Annotated in this window: 14 protein-coding genes and 1 tRNA gene; 7 read left to right on the forward strand and 8 right to left on the reverse strand. The window is 68.8% G+C overall.

What is annotated here, in order from left to right:
• Positions 1-118: 118 nt before the first annotated feature.
• Entirely contained in the window at positions 119-646 is a 528-nt protein-coding gene (locus tag Q0568_RS08870) for a methylated-DNA--[protein]-cysteine S-methyltransferase (protein WP_298865514.1), read from the forward strand.
• Between the two features lie 202 nt (positions 647-848).
• On the opposite strand, the gene Q0568_RS08875 is transcribed toward Q0568_RS08870, so the two are convergent.
• Entirely contained in the window at positions 849-2,468 is a 1,620-nt protein-coding gene (locus Q0568_RS08875) for a sodium/solute symporter (protein ID WP_298865516.1), read from the reverse strand.
• Entirely contained in the window at positions 2,465-2,812 is a 348-nt protein-coding gene (locus Q0568_RS08880; RefSeq protein ID WP_298865518.1) for a DUF485 domain-containing protein, read from the reverse strand. Before Q0568_RS08880 ends, Q0568_RS08875 begins: the two co-directional genes overlap by 4 nt.
• A gap of 115 nt (positions 2,813-2,927) precedes the next feature.
• Between Q0568_RS08880 and Q0568_RS08885 the strand changes: the two genes are divergently transcribed.
• Both Q0568_RS08885 and Q0568_RS08890 read left to right on the forward strand, forming a co-directional pair.
• A complete protein-coding gene (locus Q0568_RS08885; RefSeq protein ID WP_298865520.1) occupies positions 2,928-3,773 on the forward strand; it encodes a LuxR C-terminal-related transcriptional regulator in 846 nt (281 codons plus the stop codon).
• An 85-nt stretch (positions 3,774-3,858) separates the two neighbouring features.
• Positions 3,859-4,200, forward strand: a complete 342-nt coding sequence (locus Q0568_RS08890) for an Lsr2 family protein (RefSeq protein WP_298866023.1) — start codon at positions 3,859-3,861, stop codon at positions 4,198-4,200.
• A 213-nt stretch (positions 4,201-4,413) separates the two neighbouring features.
• Here the strand turns inward: Q0568_RS08890 and Q0568_RS08895 are convergent.
• From Q0568_RS08895 to Q0568_RS08910, 4 genes are all read right to left on the reverse strand, one after another.
• Positions 4,414-4,487: transfer RNA gene (locus Q0568_RS08895), tRNA-Arg, on the reverse strand.
• A gap of 31 nt (positions 4,488-4,518) precedes the next feature.
• Entirely contained in the window at positions 4,519-5,016 is a 498-nt protein-coding gene (locus Q0568_RS08900; RefSeq protein ID WP_298865522.1) for an HNH endonuclease, read from the reverse strand.
• A gap of 304 nt (positions 5,017-5,320) precedes the next feature.
• Positions 5,321-6,139, reverse strand: coding sequence for a M23 family metallopeptidase (locus Q0568_RS08905; protein WP_298865524.1), 819 nt, complete (start codon positions 6,137-6,139; stop codon positions 5,321-5,323).
• Positions 6,140-6,394: 255 nt separating this feature from the next.
• Positions 6,395-7,096 carry a metal-dependent transcriptional regulator gene (locus Q0568_RS08910; RefSeq protein ID WP_298865526.1) on the reverse strand — a complete coding sequence of 234 codons (702 nt, stop codon included), beginning with the start codon at positions 7,094-7,096 and terminating at the stop codon, positions 6,395-6,397.
• Positions 7,097-7,197: 101 nt separating this feature from the next.
• On the opposite strand from Q0568_RS08910, the gene serC reads away from it, so the two are divergent.
• Positions 7,198-8,301, forward strand: a complete 1,104-nt coding sequence (serC, locus tag Q0568_RS08915; RefSeq protein ID WP_298865528.1) for a phosphoserine transaminase — start codon at positions 7,198-7,200, stop codon at positions 8,299-8,301.
• Positions 8,302-8,408: 107 nt separating this feature from the next.
• Here the strand turns inward: serC and Q0568_RS08920 are convergent, their stop codons facing one another.
• Positions 8,409-9,023, reverse strand: coding sequence for a DUF3027 domain-containing protein (locus Q0568_RS08920; protein ID WP_298865530.1), 615 nt, complete (start codon positions 9,021-9,023; stop codon positions 8,409-8,411).
• Positions 9,007-9,375: a cold-shock protein gene (locus Q0568_RS08925; RefSeq protein WP_298865533.1), complete on the reverse strand. Its 369-nt coding sequence runs from the start codon at positions 9,373-9,375 to the stop codon at positions 9,007-9,009. The genes Q0568_RS08920 and Q0568_RS08925 overlap by 17 nt, the downstream gene beginning before the upstream one ends.
• Positions 9,376-9,491: 116 nt before the next feature.
• Between Q0568_RS08925 and Q0568_RS08930 the strand changes: the two genes are divergently transcribed.
• Genes Q0568_RS08930 through Q0568_RS08940 form a run of 3 tightly spaced genes read left to right on the forward strand, consistent with a single transcriptional unit; the run spans position 9,492 to position 13,142 of the window.
• Entirely contained in the window at positions 9,492-9,767 is a 276-nt protein-coding gene (locus tag Q0568_RS08930; protein WP_298865535.1) for a multidrug ABC transporter ATPase, read from the forward strand.
• Positions 9,768-9,779: 12 nt separating this feature from the next.
• Positions 9,780-11,471: a helicase-associated domain-containing protein gene (locus tag Q0568_RS08935; RefSeq protein WP_298865537.1), complete on the forward strand. Its 1,692-nt coding sequence runs from the start codon at positions 9,780-9,782 to the stop codon at positions 11,469-11,471.
• A gap of 30 nt (positions 11,472-11,501) precedes the next feature.
• Positions 11,502-13,142, forward strand: a complete 1,641-nt coding sequence (locus tag Q0568_RS08940; RefSeq protein ID WP_298865539.1) for a DNA repair helicase XPB — start codon at positions 11,502-11,504, stop codon at positions 13,140-13,142.

Below are 13,142 nucleotides of genomic sequence, written 5' to 3' on the forward strand. Positions count from 1 at the left end.
TTGCCGCCGATCACGCGCGCAATCGCCCCTCCTGCACACATCGGTCTTCCTCCCGACTTGTCCACAGCCACCGAGTTCTGGTGCCTGTGGGGTCGGCCCCGCGCAGGATGATGGGGTCATGAGCTTCCGATACGACTTCGTGCCCACGCCGTTCGGTGACGCGTTGGCGGTGTTCTCGGATGCCGGGATCGTCAGCTTCGACCTGTCCGAGGCCGATGATCCCAGCGTCCCGTGGCTGCTGGAGAACGTCAGCCGCAGACTCCGCGCGGTCCCCGAGGACGCACCGGGCTCCGGCGACGAGCTCGCGCACCTGATGGACGCGTACTTCGAGGGCGAGCCCATCCGGTTCGACGAGCACGTGCGGTTCGACTGGCGGCTGGTGGATGGCTTCACCCGCGCTGCGCTGCAGACGGTGTGCACGGTGCCCTGGGCCGAGACGATGAGCTACGGCGAGGTGGCCGTGCTGGCCGGGCATCCCGGTGCCGCGCGCGCCGTGGGCACGGCATGCCGGCTCACGCCGTTCTCGGTGATCGTGCCCGTGCACCGGGTGATCCGCGCCGACGGCTCGATGGGCCACTACGGCGCGCATCCGGAGCGCAAGCGCTACCTGCTCGACCTCGAGCGCGACGCCGCTGCTGACCGCTGAGCACTGAGTTCCTGAGCACTGAGACCAAGCGGAGCCCGGCGTGTAGGCCGCCGGGCTCCGCTTCTGGGGATGCTCGGATCGCACTGGGGATGACGATCCGAGTCCTGGGGACGCCCGCATCGCACTGGGGAGTCGACGCGGGCGGGCATTCGGGCCGACCGCTCGGGCCGTGCTGCGCACGAGCCCGAGCGGTCGGAGGGGATCAGTGCTCGACGGCCTTCTCGGCGCCGAACCCGGTCAGCGAGCGCACCTCCATCTCGGCGGCCAGGGCACGCGACTCCGCGGTCTTCGCGGTGACCGTGCCGAGCCATCCGAGGATGAAGCCCACCGGGATCGAGATGATGCCGGGGTTGCTCAGCGGGAAGATCGCGATGTCGATCCCGGGGATCATCGAGGTCTCGCTGCCGGAGAAGACCGGCGAGATGACGATGAGACCCACGGCCGCGATCAGACCGCCGTACATGCTCCACACCGCGCCGCGGGTGTTGAACTTCTTCCAGAACAGCGAGTACAGGATCGTCGGCAGGTTGGCGGATGCCGCGATGGCGAACGCCAGGGCCACGAGGAACGCGATGTTCTGCCCCTGCGCGCCGATGCCGCCGATGATCGCCAGGATGCCGATCACGATGACGGTGCGACGCGCGACCTTGACCTCGCCGGCGGAATCGGAGACGCCGGTGCCGTCCTTGCCGCGCTTGATGACGTTGGAGTAGATGTCATGCGCGAACGAGGCGGCGGCGGTGATGGTCAGGCCTGCGACCACCGCGAGGATCGTGGCGAACGCGACGGCCGAGATGAAGCCCATCAGCAGCGGACCGCCGAGCGCCTGCGCCAGCAGCGGAGCCGCGGAGTTCACGCCTCCCGGAGCCGCCTTGATGGTCTCGGCGCCGACCAGCGCGCTGGCGCCGTAGCCCAGCACCAGGGTCAGCAGGTAGAACAGGCCGATCAGCCAGATCGCCCAGACGACGGACTTGCGTGCCTCCTTGGCGGTCGGGACCGTGTAGAAGCGCATCAGCACGTGCGGCAGACCCGCGGTGCCCAGGACGAGAGCCATGCCCAGCGAGAGGAAGTCCAGCGGGTTGGCGCCGTACTTCAGCCCCGGGCCGAGGATCTTCGCGCCCTCTGGTGCGTTGGCCACGGCATCCTCGAGCAGGCCGTTGAAGCTGAAGCCGTGCAGCGCCAGCACCCAGACGGTCATGCCGATCGCACCGAGGATCAGCAGCACCGCCTTGACGATCTGGACCCAGGTGGTGCCCTTCATGCCGCCGATGAGCACGTAGATGATCATCAGCACACCGACGATCGCGATGACCAGCGACTGTCCGACCTTGCTGTCGATGCCCAGCAGGAGCGAGACCAGCGCGCCGGCGCCGGACATCTGAGCCAGCAGGTAGAAGAAGCACACCGCGAGGGTGGTGATGGCGGCGGCCATGCGCACGGGGCGCTGCTTGAGGCGGAACGCCAGCACGTCGGCCATCGTGAACTTGCCGGTGTTGCGCATCAGCTCGGCCACCAGCAGCAGCGCCACCAGCCAGGCCACCAGGAATCCGATGGAGTAGAGGAATCCGTCGTAGCCGTTCACGGCGATCGCGCCGCAGATGCCCAGGAAGGATGCCGCGGAGAGGTAGTCGCCCGAGATGGCGAAGCCGTTCTGCGTACCGCTGAACGAGCGGCCGGCGGCGTAGTAGTCCGCGGCCGTCTTGTTGTTGCGGCTGGCGCGGATGACGATGAACAGCGTCACGGCGACGAAAGCCGCGAAGATGGCGATGTTCAGGACAGGGTCGTTCTTGACGGCCACCGCCGCCATATGCGTGACATTCATGAACGCACCTCCGCCTTCTCGAGCTCTTCACGGATCTCGGTGGCCACCGGGTCGAGCTTTCGGTTGGCGAATGAGACATATGCCATGGTGATGGCGAATGTGGTGACGAACTGCCCGAGTCCGAAGAGCAGGCCGACCGTGATGTCGCCCCACACCCTCTGGCTCATGAAATCCGTTGCGAATGCTGCGAGCAGCACATATGCGAAATACCAGAGCAGGAAGAAGATCGCCAGCGGGAAGACGAACGAGCGCTGCATTCGCTTGAGTCCCTGGAATCTCTCCGATTCCTCGACTTCGATGTAGTCGATTCCTCCGCCGGATTCTTCATCGATCCGTTCTGTCATGAGGCCTCCTTGCCGCATGTACGAAGCCGCGTGACGGCGTCACGCGGGTGGTATCCTCGACGCTACGAAACGGGCGGGCAGCGCCGTCACCCCCGAAAGTTGGTATCTGCTGACAATGAGCGTCCAGGCTGGCACCGCGCAGGAACTCGTCGCCGATGGTGTGCGCGAGCTCGCCAGGCGCACGCGATTCCCGGTGGCGTTCGGCGGTCTCATCGAGGACGGCGAGGTGGCCGTGACCACCATCGTCGGCAATCGCACCCGTCATCTGGACGGTCTGCAGGTGCGCCCGGAGCGGGGACTGGGCGGGCGGGCGATGATCGAGCTGCGCCCGCGCATGACCAACAACTACCGCAATTCGCAGCAGATCACGCACGACTACGATCTGTTCGTGCTGGGCGAGGGGCTGCGGACGCTGCTGGCCCTGCCCATCGTCGTGGCGGGCCGCCCTCGAGGCATGCTGTATGCCGGAGCCTGGGAGGAATCCCAAGTCGGAGGCGTGACCACGGCGCCGGCCATGAGCGTCGCGCAGCGCATGGCGACGGAGCTGCAGATCCGCGACGAGGTCGAACGACGGCTGCGCGAGGCCTCCCCCGTACCCTCACTGGCCGCCCCGCAGCGCGAGGATCTGCGCGAGAGCTTCGCCGAGCTGCGCTCCATCGCCGCCGGTCTCGACGACGAGACCCTGCGCTCACGGATCATGGCCGTCGAGAAGCGTCTCCTGGGGTTCGTCGAGCCGGTGCCGGTCACCACCAGCTCGGTCCCCACCGTGCACCTGTCCCCCCGTGAGCTGGACGTGCTGGCCTGCGCGGCGGTGGGCTCCACGAACGGCGAGATCGCCTCGCAGCTGGGTCTGCGTGAGGGAACGGTGAAGGCCTACCTGGGTGCCGCGATGTCGAAGCTGGATGCCTCCACCCGGCACTCGGCAGTGGCCCGTGCGCGCCGTGCGGGCCTGCTTCCCTGACACCCTTTCCAACGGTGCGCGAATTCATTCCGCACCATCGACATGCTTCTTGCATTTCCAGAATATTGCAATTACTGTTATCACCATGGCTCGACGAATTGTGCATCAGCTTGTTGACGATATCGATGGCGCACTGCTGGAGGTCGGTGAGGGCGAGACAGTTCATTTCTCCCTCAATGGCGTGGCATACGAGATCGATCTCACGAATTCCCATGCGGAAGAGCTTCGCGCCGCCCTGGCGCCATACATCAATGCCGGTCGTCGCGCGTCCGCGGGCAGTTCCCGTGCCGCTGCACCTCGGCGTCGCGCTGCTCGCAATTCCGAGGTCGGTGAGATTCGGGAATGGGCCAAGGCTCAGGGCCTGAAGGTCTCCGAGCGCGGACGCATCGCCGCGGACGTCATGGAGGCGTACCGAGCGGCGCACTGACATTCTTCCTTCTGCGGCCGGCGCCCTTCGGGACGCCGGCCGCTCTGTGTGCCCTCGCTTCCCCACCGGCCGCTCGCTGCGTCGCCAGGTCCCGAGATCGGCTGCGGTGTCGAGGAAGAGCGCCGCAGCGAGCCTCCTGGCCGGCGGGGCCCCTCTGTCGAGGGGGTGAGACGACGAAGGACGCCGCCCTCCGGGCGGCGTCCTTCGTCATCGTGCCCTCGACAGGATTCGAACCTGCGACCTGCCCTTTAGGAGAGGGCCGCTCTATCCGACTGAGCTACGAAGGCGCTCTTCAAGTCTAACGGAGCCGGATCGTCGCTACGCGGCCAGCGCGAGGTAGGGCTCCCAGCGCGGGTCGCCGCGCTCGGCACCGCGGACGGTCCACGCCGTGCCATGCGGAGGACGGGGCGTCATCCGCAGCTCCCAGCCCATCTCCCGCGGCGTGCGGTCGCTCTTGACGTTGTTGCACTTCAGGCAGCACGCGACCAGGTTCTCCCAGCTGTCCGCTCCCCCGCGCGAGCGGGGGAGGATGTGGTCGATGGTCGATGCGCTGCGGCCGCAGTACCCGCAGCGGTGGTCGTCGCGGCGCAGCACCCCGCGACGGGTGACCGGCACCCGGCGGGACGACGGCAGACGCACGTACCTGGTGAGGAGGATCACGACCGGGCGTTCATAGGCGTTGCGACCCGACCAGACCGGGTCGCCCTCCACGTGCTCGATCACACTGGCCTTGTCGTTCATCACGAGCACCATGGCCCTCTTGAACGACACCACCGTGATGGGTTCGTATCCTGCATTCAGCACCAGTGTGCGCATCGTCGGCATCCTCTCGATTCGGCCGGGATGGCTTCCCGGCTCTCTCGACTCCTCGTGCGGACAGCAGCGGTCGCAGGGATGACAAAAAAGCGCCGTCCTAAAGACAGCGCCTTCCGTGCTCGACAAAGCCGAGCCGTCCCTGCGGACGATGCTGAAGGACAAGACGGCCGAGCGCATCCATGGTTCGGATGCCCGGTGACTGTCCCATCAGCTTCTCCCGCCCGTACGACGACGGGTACAGGCTAGCCCATCCGTCTGAACGACGCGGGAACACCGGCCGTCGAACGGGGAACGTGTCGGGCGATCAGCCCGCGTTGACCTTCAGCCAGGAGATCGGCTCGATGAGCGCGCCGTTGATGTGCACCTCGAAGTGCAGGTGGGAACCGAACGAGCGCCCGGTGTTGCCGACCTTGCCGATGAACTGGCCGGGCTGCACCGTCTGGCCGGTGCTGACCGCGCGGGTGCCGTAGCTCATGTGGGCGTAGAGGGTCGACACGCGCTGACCGCCGACGACCGAGTCGATGACGATGGCGACTCCGTAGCCGTAGTAGTTCTCAGACGACACGCGCACCACTCCGCCGGCCGCCGCGAAGATCGGGGTGCCGGAGTTCGCGACCATATCGGCGCCGCCGTGGCCGCTGCCCACGGTGCGACTGACGTAGTACGAACCCCGCGGAAGCGGATAGCGGACCTCGCCCGAACCCGGCGAGGTGAGCTGCAGGTCTGCGGCGCTCAGGCGCGAGACCCTGGTCGAGGCGAGCTTCGCGGTCGCCGCGGCGCGCGCCTTGGCTGCCGCTTCAGCCTTCTTCGTCGCGATCTCCTCGGGCGTGGTGGCCGAGTAGGTGCCGCGATCCAGCGGCGAGGCGGTGGCTTCGGATGCCACCACCAGCGACTGCGCATCGCCTGCCGCAAGCTGCTGCAGGGTCGTGGCCTCGTTCTTGTGGGTGCCGTTCGTCGCGGCGTAGGCCGGAAGGGCGACGGCGGCGACCAGGGCGCCGACTGCTGCGAAGATCGCGATCGTGCGCATGGGCTTCACGCTCGTGCGGCTGCTGCGGGTGGCGCGTCCTCGCGCCGGCTTCTTCGGGTCTTCAGCGTTGTCGGTCGTGGTGATGTCTGCGGCCAAAAGGGAATCCTCCTGCGCCTCCGCGCTCGATTCGGGCAAGCGCAGGCTCGTCGGCAATAGTCGTTTCTCGGGCACGTATGCCACACGGCACGTTGTGCGAACTTCTCGCGGAGAGGACGAGCCTAGGAGGCGATCTCCGCGTTCATCACCGACGGGCTTCTTCGTCGGCGACCCCACCGACGTTACCGGAAGATAACGATTCTGTCACCCTCCGAACCTGACAATCCGCCAGAACGCCCCGAGAATCCTGACTGATCAGGCATTGTCCTGGACGAGGAAGATGTGGGATGCCAGTTCCACCGGCAGTTCCAGGTCGTCGTCGCGACCCTCCATGCTGATCAGGACGTACCCCTCGTTGTAGCGGTACTCCCCGCGCGCACCAGGGACGACGCCCGCATCGCGCAGCTGCTCGAGCAGTTCCGGATCCACCTGCGCGGGCTCGGCGAGACGGCGCACGGTGCCCTCGATGGGTCCGCCCGCGGCATCCAACTGCCTGACCAGGCCGATCACGCCCTCCTCGAAGGAGCGGGTCGGAACGTCGCCGAGCTGGTCCAGGCCCGGGATCGGGTTGCCGTACGGCGACTCGGTGGGATGACCCAGCAGCTCGACGAGGCGGCGCTCCACCTGCTCGCTCATCACGTGCTCCCAGCGGCAGGCCTCCTCGTGCACGAACGCCCAGTCCAGCCCGATCACGTCGGAGAGCAGTCGCTCGGCCAGCCGGTGCTTGCGCATCACGTCGACGGCCTTGCGACGCCCGGCATCCGTCAGCTCCAGACGACGGTCCTCGGAGACGACGACCAGTCCGTCGCGCTCCATTCGTCCGACCGTCTGCGAGACGGTCGGACCGGAGTGCCCGAGTCGCTCCGAGATGCGCGCGCGCAGCGGAACGATGTGCTCCTCCTCCAGCTCGAGGATGGTGCGAAGGTACATCTCGGTGGTGTCGATCAGGTCGGTCATGCGGGCCCTCCGATGGTCTTAGGCAAGCCTACCTTTCCGCCGCCCGGTCATCGCCCGTCACGCGGGCGGGAGCGCCGCCCACGGCGACCTAGAATCAACCCATGGCGATCGAGATCCCCCGTGAACTCCTACCCGTCGACGGACGCTTCGGCTGCGGCCCGTCCAGAGTGCGCCCCGCGCAGATCGAGGCGCTGGCCGCGGTCGGCGCGAGTCTGCTGGGCACGTCGCACCGCAAGACCCCGGTGAAGAACCTGGTGGCCAGCGTTCGCGATCGCCTGTCCACCCTGTTCAGCCTGCCGGAGGGATACGAGATCATCCTCGGCAACGGCGGCTCGACGGCGTTCTGGGATGCCGCCGCCTTCGGCCTCATCGAGCACCGTGCGCAGAACCTCGTCTTCGGCGAGTTCGGCGGCAAGTTCGCCAAGGCCGCCGCAGCTCCGTGGCTGGAGGCGCCGGACGTGCGCACCGCCGAGCCCGGCACGGTCGCCTTCGCCGAAGCCGTCGAGGGCGTGGACGTGTACGCCTGGCCGCACAACGAGACCTCCACGGGCGCTGCGGCTCCCGTCACGCGCGTCGCGGCCGACGGCGCACTGACCGTCGTCGACGCGACCAGCGCCGCTGGCGGCATCGACGTCGACATCAGCCAGGTGGACGTCTACTACTTCGCCCCGCAGAAGAACCTCGGCTCGGACGGCGGCCTGTGGCTCGCGGCGGTCTCCCCCGCTGCCATCGAGCGCATCGAGCGCATCGCGGCATCCGGTCGGTACATCCCCGAGTTCCTCAGTCTTCACAACGCCCTGACCAACTCACGCCTGAGCCAGACCCTGAACACCCCGGCACTGACAACCCTGCACCTGATGGACAGCCAGTTGGACTGGATCCTGGCGAACGGCGGGCTGAAGTGGGCTGCCGCCCGCACGGCCGAGTCGTCCGGTCTGCTCTACGACTGGGCGGAGAGCACCTCCGTCACGACCCCGTTCGTCGAAGCCGCGTACCGCTCCCCCGTGGTCGCGACCATCGACTTCGACGGAGTGGACGCCGCGGAGATCGCCAAGGCCCTGCGTGCCAACGGCATCGTCGACACCGAGCCGTACCGCAAGCTCGGCCGCAACCAGCTGCGCATCGCGACATTCGTCTCCATCGAGCCCGACGACGTGCGCCAGCTGATCCGCTCGATCGACTACGTGCTGGGCCACCTGGCCTGACTCGAGTCCCAGCGGAGTTCGAGACCCCTCAGCAGCGTCGAAACCCCTCCTGGCCCGCGTGGGTCAGGAGGGGTTTCGGCGGTCAGGAGGGGTTTCGGCGGAAGAGGTCACTCCTCTTCGGCTGCGTCCTCCGGAGCGGCTTCGTCGTCGGCGTTGTCTGCGTTGTCGTCGTCTTCAGCGTTGTCGTCGTCGTCGGATGCCGCGGACTCGTCCAGCTCGTCGATGTCGACGCCGTCCAGGTCACCGGCGTGCAGCCGTGCGGTCACGTCGTGCTCGTCGACGTCCTCATCGTCGGAGTCGTCATCCTCGTCAGAGCCGTCGAGATCGACATCCGCGTCGTCGGAATCGACGTTCGCGTCCGCATCACCCGACTCCGTGCCCTCGGCGGCGGCCGCGGCGGCGAGCTCGGCCTGGTGCGCGCGGTACTCGGCGAGACGCTCGGTCCACGGCACCCAGTCGGGTGCGAGCAGGGCGCTGTCACCGGGCATGAGCTCGGTCTCGAGCACCGTCGGCTCGGCGTCGTCCAGCTGCGCGACGGAGACCGTCCAGTACCAGCCCGGGTATCCGGGAAGCCGGTTCTCGAACCGCAGCGACAGCGCGCCGGACGGCTCCACCGTGTAGCCGGCGGCGGGTCCGATCGTGGAGGCGGGGGTGATCTCGTGCAGGGCGGCCAGCGCGATCTCGCGCGTGGCGGCAGCCAGCTCGTCAGGCGTCGAGATCATCAGCGACCTTGCGCAGCACCGCGGGGAGAGTGCGGCTGGTGGGGCGGCCCTTGCGCAGCGCGGAGCTGGCGTCATCGAGCATCTTCATGAGGTCCTCGATGATCACCGCCATCTCGTCCGCGTTGGCGCGCGGCGCCTTGGCGCGTGCCGGGGGCGCGTCCAGCACGCGCACCGACAGCGCCTGCGGGCCGCGGCGACCGTCGGCGAGGCCGAACTCCACGCGGGTGTTCTTCTTCACGGAGACACCTGTGGGAAGGGCAGAGGCGTGCAGGAAGACGTCCTGGCCGTCATCGGAAGCGATGAAGCCGAACCCCTTCTCGTCGTCGTAGAACCTGACCTTGCCGGTGGGCATGGGAGAACCTCGCTGAGTCTGTGTGATGGAACGTCGCGCGGCGACGCGACACCTCCAGCCTACCCGCCGGGCGCCCGACGACGCCGCGTGCGCGCCCAGGAGATACGCTGAAGGGGATGAGCAAGCAAGACGACGCCGCGGAGGCGCCCACGAGTCTGATCGACCGCATCCTGGCCTACACGGCGCTCGTGCTGGCAGCCGCGTCGATCATCTGCTTCTTCGCCATCATCATCGGCACCGCGACGGGCATGAAGCAGTCCTCGTTCGGCACCGGGGTGTGGCCCTTCGTGGCGGCACTGCCGCTGTACGGGCTCCCGCTCGCCTTCGTGATGATCATCGCGCTGCTGATCATCACCTTCGTCCGCAGGGGACGCGCGAGCAAGCGATCCTGAGCGGCCCTGAACATGAGCACCCACGCGCGCCCTCTGGCCGATCGGCTGGCAGCGGCGAGCGATGAGCAGTTCGGCGAACTGCTGCGCATCCGCGACGTGCATGCGGATGCCGACTGGGACGACTTCTTCGACGCTGCCGAGGCGCTGCTGGAACCGGCCTCCATCGAGCGCGGCCTGGCCGCACTCACCCGTGCCGACGCGCAGCGGCTGGCCGATGCCGTACGACCGGATGCCGAGATCGATGCATCCACGGCCGACCTGCTCGCCTCCCTCGGATTCCTGGATGCCCAGGGGCGCGTGCCCGCACCGGTGATCGCCGCCGTCGCCGCCCACTCCCCTGTCGCCGACGCGGAGCGAGCCGCCGAGACTCCGGCGTCCGATTCCGCCGCGGCGGGCGCGGCAGAGCGCGCCTGGGCGACGGTCGGCGCACTGGCCGATCTGCTGCTGGCGGCCCGGACCGCGCCCTTGGCGCTGGTCGCCACCGGCGCACTGAGCGTGACAGAGAAGCGCAGGCTGATGCTCGACGACGATGCCGACAGTCTGCGCGAGATCGCGGAGCTGTCCGGTCTCGCCCGCCCCGTCGATCGGGAATGGCGCCTGACGCCCACGGCGGAGGACTGGCTGGCCGCTTCGTTCGCCGAGCGGTGGGCGCAGTTGGCCACGGCTTTCCGCGAATCGATGCCGGCCGGCATCCGCTCCGGCTCCGGCTGGGACCCGATCGGGAGCTGGCCCGAGGCGCACCCCTGGGATTCCGCCTGGGCGGCGCATGCGGATCGCCTGACGCACCTCGCGGTGCTGCTGGGACTGCGCACGATCGACCGCACCGAGCCCGCCTGGGCGCAGGCGCTGCGCACCGGAGGCGAGGCCGACACCTCCGCCCTGCAGGCGCTGCTGCCGACCGAGGTGGATCGGCTGTTCCTGCAGAACGACCTCTCCGCGATCGCCCCGGGTCCACTGCAGCCCGCGCTGGACAACCGCCTGCGCGGCATGACCGAGCATTCCTCGGCCGCGCAGGTGTCGTCGTACCGCTTCACCGCGGACTCCGTCGCCCGCGCTCTCGTGGACGGAGAGACCGAGCAGGGCATCCTGACCTTCCTGCACGAGCTCTCGCTGTCCGGGGTGCCGCAGCCGCTGGAGTACCTCATCGCGCAGACAGCCGCACGCCACGGCCTCGTGCGTGTGGGTCCGGATTCGACCGGCGGCACGCAGGTGCGCAGCGCCGACGAGCATCTGCTGGAGGCCATCGCCGTCGACCGCAACCTGCGTCCGCTGGGGCTGGTGCCCGACGGCGACCGTCTGCACTCCCGCGTGAGCGCGGAGACCGTCGCCTGGGCGCTGTCGGATGCCCGCTACCCGGCAACCCTCGTCGACCGCGACGACGTGGCCATCGCCGTGCAGCGGCGCCGCCTCGCACCACCCGCGGCCGCGCCCGGAGTCGAGTACGCGAGCCTGATCGCGCGGCTGCGCTCGCACCGCGGACCGGACGCGGATGCCGCCTGGCTGGGCCGCGAGCTGGAGGCCGCCGTCCGGGCCCGCGCGCTCGTGCAGGTGCAGGTGGCCATGCCCGACGGCACCAGCCGCCAGCTGACTCTGGAGGCGTCGGGCATCGGCGGCGGTCGGCTTCGCGGCCGGGACCGCGCGGCCGATGTGGAGCGCACGCTGCCGGTGCGCAGCATCCGCTCGGTGCAGGTGCTCGAGGCCTGATGCACCGCGGCCTCGGTAGACTGGTCTGCTATGTCTGATGGCCCACTGATCGTCCAGAGCGACCGCACCGTGCTGCTGGAGGTCGCGCACTCCGACGCGGACGCCGCCCGCCACGAGCTGGCGATCTTCGCCGAGCTGGAGCGCGCCCCCGAGCACATGCACACCTACCGCATCACGCGGCTGGGCCTGTGGAACGCCCGTGCGGCCGGCCACACCGCCGACGACATGCTGGCGACGCTCGAGCGGTGGTCGCGCTTCCCCGTCCCGCCGTCCGTGGCGCTGGACCTGCGCGAGACCGTGGACCGCTACGGACGCCTGATCATCGAGCGCGACGACGAGGGCGCGCTGATCCTGCACTCCACGGATCCCGCCGTGCTCACCCAGGTCGCCGCGAACAGGCGCATCCAGCCGCTGCTGATCGACCACCCCACCCCCGAGACGTACGTCGTGGACGCGTGGGCGCGCGGTCAGATCAAGCAGGAGCTGCTGAAGATCGGCTGGCCGGCCGAGGACCTCGCCGGCTACACGCCGGGCACGCCGCACGAGATCGAGCTGGATGAGGACGGCTGGGCGATGCGGCCGTACCAGCACGAGGCCGTGGACGCCTTCGCGAAGGAGGGCTCCGGCGTGGTGGTGCTGCCCTGCGGCGCAGGGAAGACCATCGTCGGCGCGGGCGCGATGGCCGCGACCGGCACCACCACGCTGATCCTCGTGACCAACACGGTCTCGGCCCGGCAGTGGCGCGACGAGCTGCTCAAGCGCACCTCGCTCACGCCCGAGGAGATCGGCGAGTACTCCGGGCAGGCCAAGGAGATCAAGCCGGTCACCATCGCCACGTACCAGATCCTCACCGCCAAGCGGAAGGGCCAGTACGCGCACCTGGCGCTGCTGGATGCCCTGGACTGGGGCCTGATCGTCTACGACGAGGTGCACCTGCTGCCGGCGCCCGTGTTCAAGCTCACCGCCGACCTGCAGGCCCGCCGCAGGATCGGCCTGACCGCCACGCTCGTGCGCGAGGACGGTCGCGAGGGTGACGTGTTCAGCCTGATCGGGCCGAAGCGGTTCGACGCACCGTGGAAGCAGATCGAGGCGCAGGGCTTCATCTCCCCGGCCGCCTGCTACGAGGTGCGCGTGGACCTGCCGCCCAGCACCCGGCTGGAGTACGCCGCAGCCACCGACGACGAGCGGTACCGGCTCGCAGCATCCGCTCCGGAGAAGATCACCGCGGTGCGCGAGTTGATCGCCAAGCATCCCGGCGAGCGCATCCTCGTGATCGGCCAGTATCTCGACCAGCTCGACGAGCTGTCCGAGGCGCTGAACGCCCCGCAGATCACCGGCGCCACGCCCGTGGACGAGCGCGAGCAGCTGTATCGGCAGTTCCGCGAGGGCGAGATCTCGCTGCTGGTGGTCTCGAAGGTCGCGAACTTCTCGGTGGATCTGCCGGAGGCATCCGTCGCCATCCAGGTGTCGGGATCGTTCGGCTCCCGGCAGGAGGAGGCCCAGCGGCTGGGCCGCCTGCTGCGGCCCAAGCAGTCCGGGCACACCGCCAGCTTCTACACGCTGATCGCCCGGGACACGGTCGATCAGGACTACGCGCAGAACCGGCAGCGGTTCCTCGCCGAGCAGGGCTACAGCTACACCATCATGGATGCTGTGAGCCTGGCCGCCTGA

Source organism: uncultured Microbacterium sp., assembly GCF_937927635.1.
Lineage (GTDB): Bacteria > Actinomycetota > Actinomycetes > Actinomycetales > Microbacteriaceae > Microbacterium.